Source organism: Salmonella sp. 2020_1459 (assembly GCF_043847915.1).
Classification (GTDB): domain Bacteria; phylum Pseudomonadota; class Gammaproteobacteria; order Enterobacterales; family Enterobacteriaceae; genus Salmonella; species Salmonella enterica.
Window position 1 is genome coordinate 103,171 of record NZ_JBCMFA010000002.1, and the last position, 20,499, is coordinate 123,669.

The following is a 20,499-nucleotide window of genomic DNA, read 5'->3' on the forward strand; positions in this document are numbered from 1 at the left end:
GAATTATGCCAGTTGCATTGCCAGTTTGATCGATACGGCCATGCTCTCAGATTTTGCTTTTCCCGTCCAGGCGATATCAAATGCGGTGCCATGATCGGCAGAAGTCCGGATAAACGGCAGCCCTGCGGTGATATTCACGCCATCATAAAAGCCAAGCAATTTCAACGGAATATGCCCCTGGTCATGATACATCGCCACCACCATATCATACTGCCCCTCATAAGCCTGGAGAAATACAGTATCCGGCGGGCACGGCCCATAAACGTCCATACCTTTTGCACGGGCATCGGTAATGGCTGGCGTCAGGATACGCGTCTCTTCATCGCCAAACAGGCCATTCTCGCCCGCATGAGGGTTCACGCCTGCCACGGCGATACGCGGTTTAACGTAACCCACACGCTTGAGGAAAGTATCAGCAATACCAATCACCGTTTCGACACGCGCGGTACTTAACGTATCAAGGAATTTACGCAGCGCGATATGCGTTGAAACGTGAATCACTTTTAGTTTATCGGTGTAAAGTACCATCGCGTAATCGCGGCTATGGGTCAGGGTCGCGAGCAGCTCGGTATGGCCCGGATAGTTGTGCCCCGCCAGGTGCAGCGCCTCTTTATTCAGCGGCGCGGTAGCGATAGCCTGTACGTCGCCCCGTAACGCTAACTCGGTGGCGCGCTTCACGCAGCGATACGCTAAATCCCCCGCCTGCGCCTGAACTTTCCCGGCCTCCAGCGCCTCCGGCTGCGCCAGCGGCTCATCAATCACATGAATGATGCCGGGCGCAAAACGCGCTTCGGCGACCCGTTCAATGGCCCGTAACTCGACGTTCGGCGTGATGCCCTTCGCCTGTAAACGTTTCAACGTTGCGAGGCATCCAATAACCACCAGCGGCGCGCCGTTGAGACCGTCTTCGCTTAGCGCTTTAACAATAATTTCCGGCCCAATGCCCGCTGGATCGCCCATGGTAATGGCAACGGTTTTAGTCTCCACAATACATCTCCTCAATATAATAAAGCGCGTCACACAACGTACTGTCTGAACCGAATCCGCCCGCTTTGGTAATGACCGGCAGATCGTCAATTTCGCTGTTTACAAACGTTCCACAGGGAATACAGGGCGCCACCTCGCTCTGAATGCGATAACCTTCAGCGCCAAGCGCGCCGGCGACGGCGGTAGCGATATCGCCGCCGGTCAGAAACAACCCGCCAATCCGCGCCTGCTCGATAATGTTTAACGTGACGACGCCAAGCCGCTGACTCAGTCGCTCGCCCAATTGCTGACGACTCATCGCGGATTTTTCGCACAGCGCGTCGATTAACTGTCGATCTTCTGCGCGACGGCTGGTGCGTAAAATCGTATGTCGATGCTGACTTAACAGCGCGCAGGCCTGCTCTACGACAGACGCGATTTCCTGCTCCGCGCTATCCGACACCATGCGCGCGGCATCGATATCCACGACCTCCGCACGTCCCCGGCACAGCGCATTATCCACCTGACGTCGCGTGGCTTCGCTCATCGAACCGGCCACCACCAGTACCGGCAGCCGCTGCCGGTCTTGCATAAAAAGTTCAACCGGCAACGCATTCGCCAGACCCGCTGCGCCGACGAGCAGCGGCATCGACGGTTGTTCACACGCCGCTTGCGCAATCAACGTCAGGTCCCGCTCTTCCACCGCATCCACGACGATAATCCCTTCGCCCTCAGCCGCATAAGCCGTAAGTAAGGCGCTTAACCCGCCGCGTCGGACATCCTGCAAAAAGACTTCATACACAGGGATCTCACTTTGCAACGCCACTATCTCGGCAATACGGGAAGAGACAATGGGCGTTTTCGGATCGCTGGCAAATTCGGTTTCCAGTAGCGGGACGCCATTAACCAGACATTTTCCTTCAAGCGTCGTGCGTCCGGCCGCAGGGATCGCGGCGGCGATAACGGCCAGTTTTCGCTGACTGGCGCGCATGGCCGCCGTCACTTCGGCGCCGATATTGCCGCGAAATGTGGAGTCGATTTTTTTGTACACCAGCGGCGCTGGCGATGTCTCACACCACGGGGAAAGCGCGGCATAAACGGCAGATGCCGCCTGATCTGCGGGCATCGCCCGGCTTTCGGTGTTAATGACTAACACATCGGCGCGGCGGGACGGTTTTTGCGACGCGCTCAACATGACTTCCGTTCTCGCCCCCTTCTTCGCCAACTGGACGCCGGTATCATTCGATCCGGTAAAATCATCGGCGATAACCATCATTTTCATGCGTTTTTCTCCAAAGAAGCCTGACGCGCCTGTTTTTTTGCAACCCAGGAGGTCAACACTGGCGTCAGGATTGCCGTGGTGATCACCGAGGCGGCAATCAGCGGAGCAGCAGCAGCGGCCACCTCGGCGAGCGAAGGGTCGGCCTGCGCAATAGCCAGCGGCGTCGCAACGGCATTACCCGCGGTGCTGGAGGCCGCCGCCCCGGCAATGCCAGTTCCGCCAACCAGACGATCTGCGCGAATATTAAAGAAACCGCCAACGAACGTTGTCAGCACGCCGAGCAGAATTCCGGCAAGTCCGCCTTGCAGTAACATTTCCAGGTTGATGCCCGCCCCCAGCGCAAAAGCAAAGAAAGGAATGAGCAGCGGGCCGCCTTTGGTCAAAAAATCGCGCATATGAGGATCAAGATTGCCGAGGATCATGCCGACAACCAGCGGAACCAGCACCGCCACCAGCGCCATAATGGGAATGTTCGCCATCCCTGCCGCGCCCAGCGCAATCATCGTAAAGAAAGGGCCATCATTAAGAGACAAAATAGAGATAGCGCCGACGTCGCGCTCATTGCCGAATTCGCCTACCAACGCAGCATAAAGTCCGCCATTCGAATTGCTCATCGCCGCGATAATCGCCACGCCGCTCAGGCCAAAAATACCCTCCGCGCCGAAAAGATGCTCCACGCCCAGGCCAATCCCGATGGCGACAAGCAACTTAGTGAGCGTAATCGTCCCGCCCTGCAATAACGCCTGGGGCGCGGCTTTCACACTGATACCGGCTCCCATACACAGCAGAAAAGCGCCAATCAGCGGCGCCGCGCCGTTTTTAAATAAGGCGGTGGTAAAACCGCCGATCTCAAGCGCCTGTGGAGCGAAGGTGTTAATGACTGCGCCAATAACGAGCGGTACGACCATCATGCCGCCGGGTACGCGCTCTATTGCTTTTTTGATGTTCATGGTCTTACCGCCTGTTGCTTGTTGTGATTGAATAAAATCATAACGATTATATTCAATCAAATTAAGATCACAAACGCGTCAGATCACAGTTTTAAAATGATTAATAAAAATCAAAAAATCATTCTGCAATAAAAAAGCCGGGATACTCCCGGCTGGAATGTGTGGTGATTTCGTTTCCACTACCGCCCCCAACTGTCCGTCGACTGGCGTTGCGGGACAATAACGAAGAGAGGGTCAGGCTTTACTGACGAATTCCCGATACGCGGCGACGACCCGTAGAAAATCCTCCATGCCGCACAGGGATAAACTCTCTTCATCGTAATAACTCATCCCCTCTTCCATCTCATCGCCGGAAAAATCCAGCTGATTGGCGCGAATCATCACCTCTTCGCCGTCCATCCAGATCGTGTATTCATGCCCTGCTCGTTGCCAGGAGCGTTCGCTGCCTTTGACCGTACGCGCGGCTTGTTCTACTTCATCCAGTAGCGAGAGGTTGTCTTTAACCTCTTCATTAAACCAGTGACCGACCACCTCGTGGCCCATCGACATTCGTACTTTTACCCCTCCGGTAACGTCGCGCAGAAATTCGTAATCCATAATTGTTTTCCTCTGCCCTGGCAATGCGCCAATACCGCATTGCGCCTTAAGGTAATTATCGCAGCACGGTGAAAGAAAAACAGCGGGGCGCACAAAAGATAAAATAAAAATGCCAAAACAGTTTATTATTCATACAGAAAGTCACTCTAGCGCTTCAATATATCTACACGCACTCCGACAAAGTGCTACGTGCCGCACCGTGGGGTATTAAGTCTCCACGATTCACACACTCGCCGTTAGCGAAGCGCGATCTGGAAGAGTATTTATTTAATGAATGTGCTTTTCATATGCAGCCGAAATCAATGGCGCAGCCCCACGGCGGAGCAGGTGTTCCGCCGCTATCCTGGCCTTAGCGTCCGTTCCGCTGGCACCAGCCGCAACGCCAAAAAAAGCGTGTCGTGCGGGTTACTTCAGTGGGCTGACGTTATCTGCGTTATGGAGCAGAAACATAAAGACCGGTTGATGGCTGAATATCGTCGTATTATTGAAAATAAGCCCCTGCACGTACTTGATATCCCCGACGATTATCGCTATATGGACCCTGAACTGGTCAGGCAACTGGAAGAGCTGGTGCCGGAAGTGCTGGGGATATAGGCGTTGCCGCAAGGAAATGTCCATCATCGATCACGATTACATTCACTTACTCTCCGTTAAGCGAAAACTCGACGACAAATTTCACATCAGGCAGCGCGCCGTTTAGATGACCTTTTATTATGCGCCGGAAGAGAGCAGTCATTAAAAACGGCTGCCCCTCATCCAGCTATAGCATTACCAGCCCGGCGTCCCTCTGGCGTTTTTTCAGAAATCATCAATACCCTGCCCACGCCGACGCCTGCTAGTCTTTCAGACGCTTCCTTATCATCCGGGTCGTTGTCATGAAATTGTTGGCTACTTGATAAGCACTTTTCAACTGAACTCCAGCAATGGGCGATATCAGCAGAGAAGCCGTAGTGAGTTGTATTTTTTGTCAGACGGTTGAAGGAAAATTAAGGAAGGATACATTATGTCTGTATTTCGACGAATAATTTATCATAGCGGTTGGTTTATTCTGCTTGGGCCGTTAATAGGCGCAGCCACCGCGATAGGTATCATAAACTTTTTACCCGCCATTATTGGCGGACCAGACTCATTTTTGTTCTATTTCTGCAGAACAATACCAGAATTAGTGATTATTACCGGCTGGATATACAGTCTCCTCCCCGCATGGTTAACCGGTGTCGCCTGCGCGCTGATACCCCTGAAATTATATCAAAAAATAATTAACAGGATGATCCTTTGCGCCATTGCAGGTGGTCTGATCACGACGCTGTTTAATTTTGCGCGATATGGTTTTGACATAAGCATACTACCATTAATATATGGTGAAGTATTGATTATGCTTATTCCAGCGATTGTAGCCGGGGCAATAATGGGCGGGGTAATTACGTATTTGCCGGGGCTACGGGAAGTGAAGCGTAATAATAAATAAGAAGCGCCATTCGGGCCCGGAAATCCGGGCCCGTCTCTGTTACACCGCAGTCTGGAAAATCACCCCATCTGCTTTCTCAGTGTACTGAGAGAGCTGGTCGAAGTTCAGGTAACGGTAAGTATCCACCGCCGTCTTATCCACCTGTGCCACGTAGGTCTGGTACTCTTCCGGCGTCGGCAGTTTGCCGATCAGCGCCGCAACCGCCGCCAGCTCCGCAGAAGCCAGGAAGACGTTCGCACCGGTACCTAAACGGTTCGGGAAGTTACGGGTAGAAGTGGAAACCACCGTCGCACCGTCAGCCACACGCGCCTGGTTACCCATACACAGGGAACAGCCAGGGATCTCAATACGCGCACCGCTCTTACCGAACACGCTGTAGTAACCTTCTTCGGTCAGCTGCGCGGCGTCCATACGGGTTGGCGGCGCCACCCACAGGCGAGTCGGCAGTTGGCCTTTATGGTTGTCCAGCAGCTTGCCGGCTGCACGGAAGTGGCCGATGTTGGTCATGCAGGAACCGATGAACACTTCGTCGATCTTCTCGCCCTGCACGTCAGACAGCAGACGCGCGTCGTCCGGATCGTTCGGCGCACAGAGGATTGGCTCTTTGATATCCGCCAGATCGATGTCGATCACCGCCGCGTACTCTGCGTCAGCATCGGCTTCCAGCAGCTGCGGGTCCGCCAGCCATTTTTCCATGCCCTGGATACGACGTTCCAGCGTACGGCGGTCGCCGTAGCCTTCGGCGATCATCCACTTCAGCAGGACGATGTTGGAGGTCAGGTATTCAATGATCGGCTCTTTGTTCAGCTTGATGGTACAGCCCGCAGCAGAACGCTCGGCGGAAGCATCGGTCAGCTCAAACGCCTGCTCCACTTTCAGATCCGGCAGACCTTCGATTTCCAGGATGCGGCCAGAGAAGATGTTTTTCTTGCCTTTCTTCTCAACGGTCAGCAGGCCCTGTTTGATGGCGTACAGCGGGATGGCATGGACCAGATCGCGCAGGGTGATGCCCGGCTGCATTTTGCCTTTGAAGCGTACCAGCACGGATTCCGGCATATCCAGCGGCATCACGCCGGTCGCGGCGGCAAACGCCACCAGACCAGAGCCCGCCGGGAAGGAGATACCGATCGGGAAACGGGTATGGGAGTCGCCGCCGGTACCCACGGTATCTGGCAGCAGCATACGGTTCAGCCAGGAGTGAATCACGCCGTCGCCCGGACGCAGAGAGACACCGCCACGGTTCATAATGAAGTCTGGCAGCGTGTGGTGCGTGGTGACGTCAACCGGCTTCGGATAGGCTGCGGTGTGACAGAACGACTGCATGACCAGATCGGCGGAGAATCCCAGACAGGCCAGGTCTTTCAGCTCATCGCGGGTCATCGGGCCGGTAGTATCCTGAGAACCGACGGAGGTCATTTTCGGTTCGCAGTACGCGCCCGGACGGATACCTTTCACACCACAGGCGCGACCGACCATTTTCTGCGCCAGAGAGAAGCCACGGCTGCTTTCTGCCACGTCTTTTGCCTGACGGAATACATCAGAGTGCGGCAGACCCAGCGCTTCACGCGCTTTGGTGGTCAGGCCACGTCCGATAATCAGCGGAATACGACCACCGGCACGCACTTCGTCGATCAGCACGTCGGTTTTCAGTTCGAAGGTTGCCAGCAGTTCATCGGTTTCATGATTGCGCACTTCGCCTTTGTACGGGTAGACGTCAATCACATCGCCCATATTCAGGTTAGAAACGTCAACTTCGATTGGCAGTGCGCCCGCATCTTCCATAGTGTTAAAGAAGATAGGCGCAATTTTGCCACCGAGGCACAGGCCGCCGCCGCGCTTGTTCGGCACGTTCGGGATGTCATCGCCCATGAACCACAGCACGGAGTTGGTCGCGGATTTACGGGAAGAACCGGTGCCCACCACGTCGCCCACGTAGGCCAGCGGGTAGCCTTTTTTCTGCAATGCTTCGATTTGTTTGATGGGGCCGACAACGCCTGGCTGATCCGGCTCAATGCCTTCACGGGCGTTTTTCAGCATCGCCTGCGCATGTAACGGGATATCCGGTCTCGACCACGCATCCGGCGCCGGAGAGAGATCGTCGGTATTCGTTTCGCCGGTCACTTTGAAAACGGTGACGGTGATTTTTTCCGCCAGCGGCGGACGGCTCAGGAACCATTCGGCGTCGGCCCAGGATTGCATCACCTGTTTGGCATATTCATTGCCCGCTTTGGCTTTCTCTTCTACGTCGTAGAAGTTATCGAACATCAGCAGGGTGTGGGACAGTGCTTTGGCAGCAATCGGCGCCAGTTTCGCATCGTCCAGCGCATCAATCAGCGGATGAATGTTGTAACCACCCTGCATGGTGCCCAGCAGTTCAATGGCTTTTTCTGGGGAGACCAGCGGGGAGGTGGTGTCGCCTTTCGCGACAGCAGCGAGAAAACCGGCTTTAACATAAGCGGCTTCATCTACGCCAGGAGGAACGCGGTTGATCAACAGGTCTAACAGGAATTCTTCTTCGCCCACAGGCGGGGTCTTCAGCAGCTCGACAAGCGCAGCCATTTGGGTTGCGTCTAAAGGTTTTGGCACAATCCCCTGGGCAGCACGCTCAGCTACGTGCTTACGGTATTCTTCTAGCACGACGATATCTCCTCGCTCTCATTGTCATAATGCGGCGCTTTTGTTGATGGGCGATTCTCTTCACGCTCCTGTGAGACAGTAGTTAGTAGGGTAAATGCCCGGTACCGCATAAGGCACAATAACAGGATTTTCTTTAAGTGTTAATCTGTTTACAAAAAAGCAACATAAAAAAGTGGCTGAATCGTTAAGGATGGTCTAATGCTCTACTGAGACGGGAGCTGCAGCCATAAATGCTTACCTCATTTCGTGCTTTGATCGTCACGTAACGTTACCGATCCCAACATTAGCTAAAAATTAAACTATCGTCCCTTTATACTCACGCCAAACTGCACCCCGTAGGCGGCAGGCATAATGACCATAGCGATTCTCGGGAATCGGGAGAGATAAAATGACGTTGCCCTTTAAACCCCATCTCATTGCCCTTGTGTGCAGTGCCGGGTTATTTGCCGCTTCGGGCGTACTGTATGTTAAAAGCCGCGCTCCCGAAGCGCCCGCGCAGGCGGCGACTCCCGCCCCTGAGCAAACGCAGACCGCTGTGCCCGCGCCTGTCGCGAAAACGACCTTTACCACTGCGCAAATTGATCAATGGGTCGCGCCTGTCGCGCTTTATCCCGATGCCCTGCTTTCGCAGGTGCTCATGGCCTCCACCTACCCGGCGAACGTAGTTCAGGCCGTCCAGTGGTCGCGCGATAACCCTACGCTGCAGGGCGATGCCGCTATTCAGGCGGTGGCCAGCCAACCGTGGGACCCCAGCGTCAAATCGCTGGTCGCCTTTCCCCAGTTGATGGCGCTTATGGGCGAGAATCCGCAATGGGTGCAAAACCTGGGCGATGCGTTCTTAGCCCAGCCACAGGATGTGATGGATGCGGTGCAAAGGCTGCGTCTGCTCGCTCAACAAACCGGTTCGCTAAAATCCACGCCACAGCAAACCGTCACCAGCGTGCCGAAGTCCAGCGCTTCTACCGCCGTCACGACGACAACCACCACATCCGCCAGTACGCCAGCGACACCGTCGACCGTTATAAAAATTGAACCCGCGAATCCGCAGGTGGTGTACGTGCCGAACTATAACCCCGCGACGGTGTATGGCGCCTGGCCCAATACCGCTTATCCGCCGGTGTATTTACCGCCCCCTCCGGGGCAGCAGTTTGCCGATAGTTTTGTTAAAGGTTTTGGTTATAGTCTGGGCGTCGCCACCACCTATGCGTTGTTCAGCAGCATAGACTGGGATGACGACGATCATCACCACCATGACGACGACCACCATGATGATGATTACCATCATGGTGGTAACGGTTATCAACATAATGGCGATAATATCAACATCAATGTCAATAATTTCAATCGAATATCCGGGCAAAACCTGCCGGGCCAAACGATGGGCTGGCAGCATAATCCCGCCTGGCGCAATGGCGTCCCCTATCCGAATAATACCGTTGCGCAACGGTTCCATCCCACCAATGTTAGCGGCGGGTTAAGCGCAACGCAGCAAGCGCCAGTGTCTCGCGACAGTCAGCGCCAGGCGGCCATGACGCAATTCCAACAGCGCAGCCATACGGCGAACGCTTCTTTGCCAGCGCCAGGCACCCGCGATGCCCAGCGTAAGGCGGCCTCACAACAATTAAATCAGATAGCCAGGCGTAATAGTTATCGCGGTTATGACAATCAGTATGACAGCGCGCGTCGACAGACGGCGCAGCAGCATAGCGCGACGCTGAAATCCCAGACGCAGCAGCATCCCTTATCGCAGCAACAGCGTAACGCGGCGCATCAGCGGATCGCGTCCTCTACGCCGCAACAGCGTCAGGCATTTCGCCAGAATATGCACGCCAATGTGTTTAGCGGGAACGACAGTCGATCGCCGTCATGGCAATCGCAACAGCTACGCGGCCTGGAAAGCCGTCGCGGCAGTCACTTGAACACCGAGCAACGCGCCGCCGCGCGGGAACATTTTTCTGAACATCATGAATTTCATCGCCGTTAACCGGAGCAGATAATGAAAAAGGTTATGTTAAGCGCTCTGTTACTGTCGTTACCCTTGTTGGGCTACGCGCAGGAACGGTTCCCCTCCCCGGAAGCGGCCGCCAGCGCCTTCGCCGCGGCGGTAGCCGGAAAAAACGAAACGCAGCTTACCGCGCTACTGGGCGATGACTGGCGGCAATTTCTGCCGCCGGAAGGTGCCGATCCCGAGGCCGTGGCCCGCTTCAATCGTGACTGGCGCGAAGGCCATCGCATTGTACAAAAAGACAATACGGCGCACCTGAATGTCGGACGAGAAGACTGGCAGCTCCCGGTGCCCATGGTGAAAGAGACTGGCGGCTGGCGCTTTGATATGGCGGCAGCCGGGAATGAGATCCTCACCCGTACTATTGGGCGAAATGAACTTTCTACCTTACAGGCCATGCATGCTTACGTTGATGCGCAGCAGGACTATTACTTACAAAACCATCGCTGGGCGCACAGGATAATCAGTAGCGAAGGCCAAAAAGATGGCCTGTACTGGCCAACCAAAGCAGGCGACGTCCCCAGTCCGTTAGGCCCAAACTTTAGCCCCGCAGCGCCAGACGAGGGTTACCACGGCTACCATTTCCGTATTATCAGCGATAACGACGGTCACGGCGCGGCACTTCTGGCCTGGCCGATGCATTACGGCGAAACCGGGGTGATGAGTTTTATGGTCAACCAGGACGATCGTATTTATCAGGCGGATTTAGGCAAGGAGACGGAGAGTAAAGTTCAGGCTATCACGCGTTTTGCGCCAGACGCGCAGTGGCAGGTCGCCGAATAACCCGTAAGCGCCTGGCGTTATCGCCAGGCCATGATCATTAGCCCTGATGCGGCATTAATTCCGGATGGCCTTGTACCGGCGGCTTGTTGCTGGTCAGCGCAGCTTCATCAGCCTGAATGCTGCCGGAATTAGCCGCCCATACGCCTTCATGCGTGTGGGTGATCTGCTGATGCTGCGCATTCAAATCCTCGCCCATTGCCGCAATATGCGTGCTTTCCGTACCGCCGCTGTTAGTCGCCCAGGGGATGACGGGATCGCTGGCAAATGCCATGCCGGAAATCAAGGTCGCAGTTAGCGCTGCTGTTGTCAGAAAAAGTTTCATATATCAAACCTCATAATTAGCTCGCTATTATTTTATAGCGTTACCAATTTCAGGATGATGACAAAGTAAGGAGAGGTATTTCTTATGAAACAATTAGTTGGTCGAAAATGACAGACAAAGGCACTACCGACGGCATAAGCTTTGAAAAACGTACTGCTGCGGAAACGATAAATTTTGCGGTTTCGTTATCCTTCGCCATCATTTGACACATCTGATTTGCCATGCATAAAAAAAGCGGCTGTAAAGCCGCTTTTTTGTATCGGGTGGCGCATTGCCACCTACAGAAGATTATTTCTTCTTCGCTTTCGGGTTCGGCAGGTCGGTAATACTACCTTCGAACACTTCAGCAGCCAGACCGACGGACTCGTGCAGCGTCGGGTGCGCATGAATGGTCAGCGCGATGTCTTCCGCGTCACAGCCCATTTCGATCGCCAGACCGATTTCACCCAGCAGCTCGCCGCCGTTGGTGCCGACAATCGCCCCGCCGATCACGCGGTGAGATTCTTTGTCGAAAATCAGTTTGGTCATACCGTCTGCACAGTCAGAAGCGATAGCACGGCCAGAAGCTGCCCACGGGAAGGTGGCGGTTTCATAGCTGATGCCTTTTTCTTTCGCTTCTTTCTCGGTCAGGCCAACCCATGCCACTTCTGGCTCGGTGTACGCGATAGACGGGATAACTTTCGGATCGAAGTAGTGTTTCTTCCCGGCGATAACTTCAGCGGCAACGTGGCCTTCGTGAACGCCTTTATGCGCCAGCATCGGCTGACCGACGATATCGCCGATAGCGAAGATGTGCGGCACGTTGGTGCGCAGCTGTTTGTCCACGCGGATAAAGCCACGGTCGTCAACTTCCACGCCAGCTTTGCCCGCGTCGAGGTTTTTACCGTTCGGCACACGACCAATCGCCACCAGAACCGCATCATAACGCTGCGCTTCAGCCGGGGCTTTTTTGCCTTCCATCGAAACGTAGATACCGTCTTCTTTCGCTTCAACGGCAGTCACTTTGGTTTCCAGCATCAGGTTGAATTTCTTGCTGATGCGCTTGGTGAAGACTTTAACGATGTCTTTATCAGCCGCCGGGATAACCTGGTCGAACATTTCAACCACGTCAATCTCTGAACCCAGCGCGTGGTATACGGTACCCATTTCCAGACCGATGATACCGCCGCCCATGACCAGCATACGCTTCGGTACTTCTTTCAGTTCCAGAGCGTCGGTAGAATCCCATACGCGCGGGTCTTCATGCGGAATAAACGGTAATTGGATCGGACGAGAACCTGCCGCGATGATCGCGTTGTCGAAGTTGATCACGGTTTTGCCGTTTTCGCCTTCCACTTCCAGGGTGTTCGCCCCGGTGAATTTACCCAGACCGTTGACCACTTTCACTTTACGGCCTTTGGCCATACCCGCCAGACCGCCGGTCAGCTGCGTGATCACTTTCTCTTTCCAGGTACGAATCTTGTCGATATCGGTTTTCGGCTCACCGAAGACGATACCGTGTTCAGCCAGCGCTTTGGCTTCTTCGATAACTTTTGCTACGTGCAGCAGCGCTTTAGAAGGGATACAGCCGACGTTCAGACAAACACCGCCAAGGGTGTTGTAGCGTTCTACAATTACGGTTTCCAGACCTAAATCAGCGCAACGGAAAGCGGCAGAATAGCCTGCCGGGCCCGCCCCAAGTACCACGACCTGAGTTTTGATTTCAGTACTCATCATGACCTCTTTATTTGTATCCGGCGGTCCGGGGTACTTGATCGCCCATCATCCACCGGGTCGTTCTATCCGCCCGTATCTTACAAAATTGTTAACAATTTTGAAACAACAAACGGATCACGAATTATCGCTTTCGCTAATAACCTCACAAAATACATGAGATTATCAAAAAAAAGCCGGCCGTCGGGCCGGCTTTTTCGCTTACATCACCAGACGGCGAATGTCAGACAACATATTGTTGATAATGGTAATGAAACGCGCACCATCAGCACCATCGATCACACGGTGGTCGAAAGAAAGAGAGATAGGCATCATCAGACGCGGCACAAACTCTTTCCCATTCCACACCGGTTCCATCGCCGACTTAGAAACGCCGAGGATAGCCACTTCCGGCGCGTTGACAATCGGCGCAAAGTGGGTAGTTCCCAGGCCGCCGATGCTGGAGATAGTGAAGCAACCACCCTGCATTTCGCCAGCGGTCAGCTTACCATCACGCGCTTTTTTGGAGATGGTGGTCAGTTCACGAGACAACTCGGTCACGCTCTTCTTATTCACGTCTTTAAAGACCGGAACCACCAGGCCATTCGGGGTATCAACCGCCACGCCGATGTTGATGTATTTTTTCAGGGTCAGACGCTGACCGTCTTCGGACAGAGAGCTGTTGAAGCGCGGCATCTGTTCCAGAGCAGCGGCAACCGCTTTCATGATGAAGACCACCGGCGTGTATTTCACATCCAGTTTGCGCTTCTCAGCTTCGGCGTTCTGCTGTTTACGGAACGCTTCCAGATCGGTGATATCGGTTTTGTCGAAGTGCGTAACGTGCGGGATCATCACCCAGTTACGGCTCAGGTTCGCGCCAGAGATTTTCTGGATACGGCCCAGTTCCACTTCTTCAACTTCACCAAACTTGCTGAAGTCCACTTTCGGCCACGGCAGCATACCCGGGATACCGCCGCCCGCAGCAGCCGGCGCAGCTTCCGCGCGTTTGATAGCGTCTTTCACGTAAGCCTGAACGTCTTCGCGCAGAATACGGCCTTTACGACCGGTGCCTTTCACTTTCGCCAGGTTGACGCCAAACTCGCGCGCCAGACGGCGAATCAGCGGAGTAGCGTGAACGTACGCGTCGTTTTCAGCGAACTCAGATTTGCCTTCCGCTTTGGCAGCCGGAGCCGCTGGCTTCTCAGCTTTCGCCGCTGGAGCCGGCGCCGCCGCTTCCTGTTTAGCCGGAGCGGCCGCAGGCGCTGCGCCTTCTACTTCGAAGACCATAATCAGAGAACCGGTTTTCACTTTATCGCCGGTGCTGATCTTGATTTCTTTCACGGTACCCGCGAACGGAGCCGGAACTTCCATAGAGGCTTTGTCGCCTTCTACGGTGATCAGTGATTGTTCAGCGGTAACTTTATCGCCGACTTTGACCATCACTTCGGTGACTTCAACTTCGTCGCCGCCGATGTCCGGTACGTTAACGTCTTTCACGCCCGTCGCTGCTGCTGGAGCAGCCTCAGCCGGAGCGGCTTCCGCTTTCGCTGGTGCTGCTGCGCCTGCTTCACCCGCCACTTCGAAGACCATAATCAGTGAGCCGGTAGACACTTTATCACCGGTGTTCACTTTGATCTCTTTCACGGTGCCCGCGAACGGCGCCGGCACTTCCATAGAGGCCTTGTCGCCTTCGACGGTGATCAGCGACTGTTCAGCTTCAACGGTGTCGCCCACTTTCACCATCACTTCAGTCACTTCAACTTCGTCACTGCCGATATCCGGTACGTGAACGTCTTTCGCCGCTGCCGCAGCAGGTGCTGCTGCCGGAGCCGCTTCTTTCTTCTCTTCTGCCTTAGCAGGCGCAGCGTCGGCTGCACCTTCGGCGGAATCGAAAATCATGATAAGTGCACCGGTCTCGGTTTTGTCGCCGACAGAGACTTTGATCTCTTTCACGACGCCAGCCTGCGGAGACGGGACTTCCATAGAGGCTTTGTCGCCTTCTACGGTGATCAGCGACTGTTCAGCTTCAACTTTGTCGCCCACTTTGACCAGAATCTCGGTGATTTCAACTTCATCTGTCCCGATGTCCGGTACTTTGATTTCGATAGCCATTATTCTTTTACCTCTTACGCCAGACGCGGGTTAACTTTATCTGCATCGATGTTGAATTTGGTAATCGCATCCGCTACCACTTTCTTGTCGATTTCGCCACGTTTAGCCAGTTCGCCCAGCGCTGCGACAACCACATAAGAAGCATCAACTTCGAAGTGGTGACGCAGGTTCTCACGGCTGTCGGAACGACCGAAGCCATCCGTACCCAGTACGCGATAGTCGTCAGCCGGTACGTAAGTACGAACCTGCTCGGCGAACAGTTTCATATAGTCAGTAGATGCCACTGCCGGAGCGTCGTTCATCACCTGAGCGATGTACGGTACGCGCGGGGTTTCCAGCGGGTGCAGCATGTTCCAGCGCTCACAATCCTGACCATCACGCGCCAGTTCGGTGAAGGAGGTTACGCTGTACACGTCAGAACCTACGCCGTAGTCTTTCGCCAGGATCTCTGCCGCTTCACGCACGTGACGCAGGATAGAACCGGAGCCCAGCAGCTGAACTTTACCTTTGCTACCTTCAAGGGTTTCGAGTTTGTAGATACCTTTACGGATACCTTCCTCGGCACCTGCTGGCATGGCCGGCATGTGGTAGTTTTCGTTCAGGGTGGTGATGTAGTAGTAAACGTTCTCTTGTTTCTCACCGTACATACGCTCCAGACCATCATGCATGATGACAGCCACTTCATAAGCGTAAGCCGGGTCGTAAGAGATACAGTTCGGGATAGTCAGCGACTGAATGTGGCTGTGACCATCTTCGTGCTGCAGACCTTCACCGTTCAGCGTAGTACGACCGGAAGTCCCGCCGATCAGGAAGCCGCGAGCCTGCTGGTCGCCAGCCTGCCAGCACAGGTCGCCGATACGCTGGAACCCGAACATGGAGTAGTAGATATAGAACGGGATCATCGGCAGATCGTTGGTGCTGTAAGAGGTCGCCGCAGCCAGCCAGGATGCGCCTGCGCCCAGCTCGTTGATACCTTCCTGCAGAATCTGGCCTTTCTCGTCTTCTTTGTAGTAAGCAACCTGCTCACGGTCCTGCGGGGTGTACTGCTGGCCGTTCGGGCTGTAGATACCAATCTGACGGAACAGACCTTCCATACCGAAAGTACGCGCTTCGTCGGCGATGATCGGAACCAGACGATCTTTGATCGACTTGTTCTTCAGCATCACGTTCAGGGCACGCACGAAAGCGATCGTAGTGGAAATCTCTTTACTTTGCTCTTCCAGCAGCGCGCCGAAATCTGAAAGTTGAGGCAGCTCTAACTTCTCGGTGAAGTTCGGCTGACGGCTTGGCAGGTAGCCATGCAGCGCCTGACGGCGTTCATGCAGGTATTTGTGTTCTTCAGAACCTTCCGGGAAGGTAATGTACGGCAGTTTTTCGAGATCAGCATCGGCAACCGGCACGTTGAAACGATCGCGGACGTAACGCACGCCGTCCATGTTCATTTTCTTCACCTGGTGAGCGATGTTTTTGCCTTCCGCGGTGTCACCCATGCCGTAACCTTTAATGGTATGGGCCAGGATTACGGTCGCTTTGCCTTTGGTTTCCTGCGCTTTTTTCAGTGCCGCGTAGACTTTCTTCGGATCGTGACCACCACGGTTCAGCGCCCAAATCTGCTCGTCAGTCCAGTCGGCCACCAGCGCGGCGGTTTCCGGATATTTACCGAAGAAGTGCTCACGCACGTAAGCGCCGTCTTTGGATTTGAAGGTCTGGTAGTCGCCGTCAACGGTTTCGTTCATCAGCTGGATCAGTTTACCGCTGGTGTCTTTACGCAGCAGTTCATCCCAACGACCGCCCCACATGACTTTGATAACGTTCCAGCCAGCACCTGCAAAGATGCCTTCCAGTTCGTTAACAATCTTGCCGTTACCGGTGACCGGGCCGTCAAGACGCTGCAGGTTACAGTTGATAACAAAGACCAGGTTGTCCAGTTTTTCACGGGTGGCGATGGTGATCGCGCCTTTGGATTCCGGCTCATCCATCTCGCCGTCGCCGAGGAAGGCGTAAACGGTTTGTTTAGAGGTATCTTTCAGGCCGCGGTGTTCCAGATATTTCAGGAATTTCGCCTGGTAGATAGCACCGATTGGGCCCAGACCCATAGAGACGGTCGGGAACTGCCAGAATTCCGGCATCAGTTTCGGGTGCGGATAGGAAGAGAGGCCATTGCCGTGAACTTCCTGACGGAAGTTATCCATCTGTTCCTGGGTCAGACGACCTTCCAGGAACGCGCGAGCGTAGATGCCCGGAGAGATGTGGCCCTGGAAGTACACCAGGTCGCCGCCATCCTGTTCGTTGCGCGCACGGAAGAAATGGTTAAAACAGACATCATAGATCGTGGCGGAAGACTGGAAGGACGCCATGTGGCCGCCCAACTCCAGGTCTTTTTTAGACGCGCGCAGCACGGTCATGATGGCGTTCCAGCGGATCGCAGAACGAATGCGACGTTCCAGCTCCAGATTACCCGGGTATTCCGGTTCGTCTTCAACGGCAATAGTGTTGATGTAATTACTGGCCCCTGCGCCTGCCGCGACTTTCACGCCGCCTTTACGAGCTTCAGAAAGCAGTTGGTCAATCAGATACTGAGCGCGCTCAACACCTTCTTCACGGATGACCGATTCGATCGCCTGTAGCCAGTCGCGAGTTTCGATCGGATCCACGTCATTTTGGAAACGTTCTGACATGGGGGTATTCCTTATCTATCTAATACGTTGAGTTATCTGGAACCTGTCCCATTAAACTTTCGTCAGAAAGCTTAATAAGACAGGTTCTGCGTTTAGTTGCCGCGCACATTTTTGCGCGTTATTCACAACATCTTCTGGTTAACGTTCTGCCAGAAAAAACTAATTCTTGCGCTGTTCCAGGCGGCGTAAAGCGCGTTCACGACGGCTCTCCTCACGGCTTCTGTCCAGCATAATCTCTTCGATAAACGCCAGATGGCGGTGTGACGCTTCACGCGCTTCTTCTGGTTTTCCGGCCATAATGGCTTCAAATATACGGGTGCGATGCGTACTCACCAGCGGCAGCATCTCCCGACGCGCATACAGCAATTCGAAGTTCTGCCGCACGTTTTGCGCCAGCATCGGCTCCATACACCTTAGCAGATGAAGCAATACCACGTTGTGCGCCGCTTCGGTGACGGCGATTTGATACTGGAGCACGGCTTCGGACTCGGCATCCAGATCGCCGGACTCTTGCGCCAGCTCAATAGCATGGTGCAGCTCGCGAATACGGTCTTTATCTTCGTCGGTGCTGCGCAGCGCCGCGTAATAAGCCGCAATGCCTTCCAGCGCATGGCGCGTTTCGAGCAGGTCAAACTGGGATTCAGGGTGATCGGAGAGCAGTTCCACCAGCGGGTCGCTAAAGCTCTGCCACAGGCTGCTCTGCACGAAGGTTCCGCCGCCCTGGCGACGAAGCAACAATCCCTTCGCTTCGAGACGTTGAATCGCCTCGCGCAAGGAGGGACGGGAGACGTCGAACTGTTTTGCCAGTTCACGTTCCGGTGGGAGTTTTTCTCCGGGACGCAATGTTCCCTCAAGGATTAAAAACTCCAGCTGCTGCTCGATCACATCGGAGAGTTTTGGTTGGCGGATTTTGCTGTAGGCCATGATTTCCTGTCTTAAGCCATTTGCCCGGAGTCAATTGGTCTTACCAATTTCATGTCTGTGACGCTAAAGTAACAAAGTATTCACCTTCTGTCCATACAGGTTTTGATTGAAATCAGTAAAGGAGGCACATTTTAACAATTTTACAGAAATCATGTTTCAAAACTGTAACTGTGCACAAATGTTAAATTTACCCACCAGGAGGTAGATTTAACGTATTTGAAACGATAAAAAATCTCATCTGAACCGATTCAACAGTAGATTAAATGCATTTTTATGCATAAATAATGAATAAAAATAAATCAACCTTTGTAAGGGAAAATAAAAGGAGGTATTTACAAGTGCTTTCTTTTTACGCAACTCGTCATCACCCCTGCACAAAGCAGGTGCATTCGCGGTCACATACCATTATTCTGATCAAGACGAAAGAGTTTAAGTGACATTTAAAAAAACGAATCTGTAAATAAATCAATACAAAAAGCGGAATTGCAAACTTACACACGCACTACTGCATCGTTCAAAATAAGCGCGTTATGAATAAACCGCGCCCGATACACGAGGTTTTATGATGGACAGTCAGCAGCACGGCGAGCAGCTCAAGCGCGGCCTGAAAAACCGCCATATTCAGCTTATCGCATTGGGCGGCGCGATAGGGACAGGCTTGTTCCTGGGAAGCGCCTCCGTTATTCAGTCGGCGGGGCCAGGAATTATCCTGGGCTATGCGATTGCAGGCTTTATTGCCTTTCTGATTATGCGCCAGCTGGGAGAGATGGTGGTTGAAGAACCGGTCGCCGGCTCTTTTAGCCACTTCGCCTATAAATACTGGGGCGGCTTTGCCGGATTCGCTTCCGGCTGGAACTACTGGGTGCTGTACGTATTAGTTGCCATGGCGGAACTGACCGCAGTGGGTAAATATATCCAGTTCTGGTATCCGGAGATCCCCACCTGGGCTTCTGCGGCAGCCTTCTTTGTGATTATCAACGCCATCAACCTGACCAACGTTAAAGTGTTCGGTGAGATGGAGTTTTGGTTCGCCATTATTAAAGTGATCGCCGTCATCGCTATGATTCTGTTCGGCGCGTGGTTACTCTTCAGCGATACCGCTGGTCCGCAGGCCACCGTGCGCAACCTGTGGGAACAGGGCGGCTTTCTGCCGCATGGCTGGACCGGGCTGGTGATGATGATGGCCATTATTATGTTTTCGTTCGGCGGACTGGAGCTGGTAGGGATCACCGCCGCTGAAGCCGATAACCCGGAACAGAGCATTCCCAAAGCTACCAATCAGGTTATCTATCGCATCCTGATTTTTTATATCGGCTCGCTGGCGGTTCTGCTTTCGCTGCTGCCATGGACTCGCGTCACCGCCGATACCAGCCCGTTTGTCCTTATCTTCCATGAGCTGGGCGATACGTTTGTCGCCAATGCGCTGAATATCGTGGTTCTCACCGCCGCGCTATCGGTTTATAACAGCTGCGTTTACTGCAACAGCCGTATGCTGTTCGGTCTGGCCCAGCAGGGAAATGCGCCGAAAGCGCTGCTGAACGTCGACAAACGCGGCGTGCCGGTGAGCTCCATTTTGGTTTCCGCCGTCGTGACTGCGTTGTGCGTGCTGCTCAACTACCTGGCCCCAGAGTCCGCATTCGGACTGCTGATGGCGCTGGTGGTCTCCGCGCTGGTCATTAACTGGGCGATGATTAGCCTTGCCCATATGATGTTCCGTCGCGCGAAACAGCAGCAGGGCGTGAAAACCCGCTTCCCGGCCCTGTTTTATCCGTTCGGCAACGTTCTCTGCCTGCTGTTTATGGCGGCGGTATTGATCATTATGCTGATGACGCCAGGTATGGCGATCTCCGTGTGGCTGATTCCGGTATGGCTGCTTATCCTGGGCGTCGGCTATCTGTGTAAAGAAAAAACGGCAAAAACGGTGAAAGCCCACTGATCGTGACGTTACTTTTCCGCCCTCCCCGTCCGGGGAGGGTGTTATCTGCCTCACAGTTTCCCACGTATAACCATTTTATCCATATCAGCGGCGTGATCCTGCTACGCAAAAAAAAGCTCGCAGGCGAATAATTACCGCCATCATCTG

The 20,499-nt window shown here is 54.0% G+C and carries 15 protein-coding genes; 5 read left to right on the forward strand and 10 right to left on the reverse strand.

Annotated features, from left to right (window positions below; genetic code table 11):
- Nucleotides 1-3: 3 nt before the first annotated feature.
- From ACH0VJ_RS05480 to yacL, 4 genes are all read right to left on the reverse strand, one after another.
- Nucleotides 4-987 carry a D-threonate 4-phosphate dehydrogenase gene (locus tag ACH0VJ_RS05480; protein ID WP_000448745.1) on the reverse strand — a complete coding sequence of 328 codons (984 nt, stop codon included), beginning with the start codon at nt 985-987 and terminating at the stop codon, nt 4-6.
- On the reverse strand, nt 977-2,248 hold the full coding sequence (locus ACH0VJ_RS05485; RefSeq protein ID WP_000783302.1) for a D-threonate kinase: 1,272 nt from the start codon (nt 2,246-2,248) through the stop codon (nt 977-979). The genes ACH0VJ_RS05480 and ACH0VJ_RS05485 overlap by 11 nt, the downstream gene beginning before the upstream one ends.
- Nucleotides 2,245-3,198, reverse strand: coding sequence for a 2-keto-3-deoxygluconate permease 1 (locus ACH0VJ_RS05490; RefSeq protein ID WP_001022089.1), 954 nt, complete (start codon nt 3,196-3,198; stop codon nt 2,245-2,247). The genes ACH0VJ_RS05485 and ACH0VJ_RS05490 overlap by 4 nt, the downstream gene beginning before the upstream one ends.
- A gap of 234 nt (nt 3,199-3,432) precedes the next feature.
- The gene (gene yacL, locus ACH0VJ_RS05495) at nt 3,433-3,795 is read right to left on the reverse strand and encodes a protein YacL (RefSeq protein ID WP_000384308.1); all 363 of its coding nucleotides are present in this window, start codon (nt 3,793-3,795) and stop codon (nt 3,433-3,435) included.
- Nucleotides 3,796-4,065: 270 nt separating this feature from the next.
- On the opposite strand from yacL, the gene ACH0VJ_RS05500 reads away from it, so the two are divergent.
- Nucleotides 4,066-4,389, forward strand: coding sequence for a low molecular weight protein tyrosine phosphatase family protein (locus ACH0VJ_RS05500; protein WP_001101536.1), 324 nt, complete (start codon nt 4,066-4,068; stop codon nt 4,387-4,389).
- A 409-nt stretch (nt 4,390-4,798) separates the two neighbouring features.
- Entirely contained in the window at nt 4,799-5,263 is a 465-nt protein-coding gene (locus tag ACH0VJ_RS05505) for a membrane protein (RefSeq protein ID WP_000110440.1), read from the forward strand.
- A 39-nt stretch (nt 5,264-5,302) separates the two neighbouring features.
- On the opposite strand, the gene acnB is transcribed toward ACH0VJ_RS05505, so the two are convergent.
- Nucleotides 5,303-7,900 carry a bifunctional aconitate hydratase 2/2-methylisocitrate dehydratase gene (gene acnB, locus ACH0VJ_RS05510; RefSeq protein ID WP_000888950.1) on the reverse strand — a complete coding sequence of 866 codons (2,598 nt, stop codon included), beginning with the start codon at nt 7,898-7,900 and terminating at the stop codon, nt 5,303-5,305.
- A gap of 388 nt (nt 7,901-8,288) precedes the next feature.
- Here acnB and ACH0VJ_RS05515 point away from each other — a divergent pair, with 388 nt between their 5' ends.
- Both ACH0VJ_RS05515 and ACH0VJ_RS05520 read left to right on the forward strand, forming a co-directional pair.
- Nucleotides 8,289-9,884 carry a DUF3300 domain-containing protein gene (locus ACH0VJ_RS05515; RefSeq protein ID WP_000174535.1) on the forward strand — a complete coding sequence of 532 codons (1,596 nt, stop codon included), beginning with the start codon at nt 8,289-8,291 and terminating at the stop codon, nt 9,882-9,884.
- Nucleotides 9,885-9,896: 12 nt separating this feature from the next.
- A complete protein-coding gene (locus tag ACH0VJ_RS05520; RefSeq protein WP_000757452.1) occupies nt 9,897-10,688 on the forward strand; it encodes a DUF2950 family protein in 792 nt (263 codons plus the stop codon).
- Between the two features lie 37 nt (nt 10,689-10,725).
- Here the strand turns inward: ACH0VJ_RS05520 and ACH0VJ_RS05525 are convergent, their stop codons facing one another.
- The 5 genes from ACH0VJ_RS05525 to pdhR all read right to left on the reverse strand — a co-directional run bounded on the left by ACH0VJ_RS05525 (nt 10,726) and on the right by pdhR (nt 18,416).
- On the reverse strand, nt 10,726-11,010 hold the full coding sequence (locus ACH0VJ_RS05525) for an outer membrane protein (protein ID WP_000765363.1): 285 nt from the start codon (nt 11,008-11,010) through the stop codon (nt 10,726-10,728).
- 288 nt (nt 11,011-11,298) lie between these two features.
- On the reverse strand, nt 11,299-12,723 hold the full coding sequence (gene lpdA, locus ACH0VJ_RS05530; RefSeq protein WP_001519338.1) for a dihydrolipoyl dehydrogenase: 1,425 nt from the start codon (nt 12,721-12,723) through the stop codon (nt 11,299-11,301).
- Between the two features lie 201 nt (nt 12,724-12,924).
- Nucleotides 12,925-14,814, reverse strand: coding sequence for a pyruvate dehydrogenase complex dihydrolipoyllysine-residue acetyltransferase (aceF, locus tag ACH0VJ_RS05535; protein WP_000963614.1), 1,890 nt, complete (start codon nt 14,812-14,814; stop codon nt 12,925-12,927).
- A gap of 14 nt (nt 14,815-14,828) precedes the next feature.
- On the reverse strand, nt 14,829-17,492 hold the full coding sequence (gene aceE / locus ACH0VJ_RS05540) for a pyruvate dehydrogenase (acetyl-transferring), homodimeric type (protein ID WP_000003851.1): 2,664 nt from the start codon (nt 17,490-17,492) through the stop codon (nt 14,829-14,831).
- Nucleotides 17,493-17,651: 159 nt separating this feature from the next.
- Nucleotides 17,652-18,416, reverse strand: coding sequence for a pyruvate dehydrogenase complex transcriptional repressor PdhR (pdhR, locus tag ACH0VJ_RS05545; protein ID WP_000331771.1), 765 nt, complete (start codon nt 18,414-18,416; stop codon nt 17,652-17,654).
- A gap of 562 nt (nt 18,417-18,978) precedes the next feature.
- Here pdhR and aroP point away from each other — a divergent pair.
- Nucleotides 18,979-20,352 carry an aromatic amino acid transporter AroP gene (gene aroP / locus ACH0VJ_RS05550; protein WP_000969487.1) on the forward strand — a complete coding sequence of 458 codons (1,374 nt, stop codon included), beginning with the start codon at nt 18,979-18,981 and terminating at the stop codon, nt 20,350-20,352.
- Nucleotides 20,353-20,499: the final 147 nt, after the last annotated feature.

Coding starts and splice junctions, on each gene's coding strand:
- ACH0VJ_RS05485 (WP_000783302.1), bottom strand. CDS start 2,248: ATGAAAATGATGGTTATCGCCGATGATTTTACCGGATCGAATGATACC.
- ACH0VJ_RS05490 (WP_001022089.1), bottom strand. CDS start 3,198: ATGAACATCAAAAAAGCAATAGAGCGCGTACCCGGCGGCATGATGGTC.
- yacL (WP_000384308.1), bottom strand. CDS start 3,795: ATGGATTACGAATTTCTGCGCGACGTTACCGGAGGGGTAAAAGTACGA.
- ACH0VJ_RS05500 (WP_001101536.1), top strand. CDS start 4,066: ATGAATGTGCTTTTCATATGCAGCCGAAATCAATGGCGCAGCCCCACG.
- ACH0VJ_RS05505 (WP_000110440.1), top strand. CDS start 4,799: ATGTCTGTATTTCGACGAATAATTTATCATAGCGGTTGGTTTATTCTG.
- ACH0VJ_RS05515 (WP_000174535.1), top strand. CDS start 8,289: ATGACGTTGCCCTTTAAACCCCATCTCATTGCCCTTGTGTGCAGTGCC.
- ACH0VJ_RS05520 (WP_000757452.1), top strand. CDS start 9,897: ATGAAAAAGGTTATGTTAAGCGCTCTGTTACTGTCGTTACCCTTGTTG.
- ACH0VJ_RS05525 (WP_000765363.1), bottom strand. CDS start 11,010: ATGAAACTTTTTCTGACAACAGCAGCGCTAACTGCGACCTTGATTTCC.
- lpdA (WP_001519338.1), bottom strand. CDS start 12,723: ATGAGTACTGAAATCAAAACTCAGGTCGTGGTACTTGGGGCGGGCCCG.
- aceF (WP_000963614.1), bottom strand. CDS start 14,814: ATGGCTATCGAAATCAAAGTACCGGACATCGGGACAGATGAAGTTGAA.
- aceE (WP_000003851.1), bottom strand. CDS start 17,492: ATGTCAGAACGTTTCCAAAATGACGTGGATCCGATCGAAACTCGCGAC.
- pdhR (WP_000331771.1), bottom strand. CDS start 18,416: ATGGCCTACAGCAAAATCCGCCAACCAAAACTCTCCGATGTGATCGAG.
- aroP (WP_000969487.1), top strand. CDS start 18,979: ATGATGGACAGTCAGCAGCACGGCGAGCAGCTCAAGCGCGGCCTGAAA.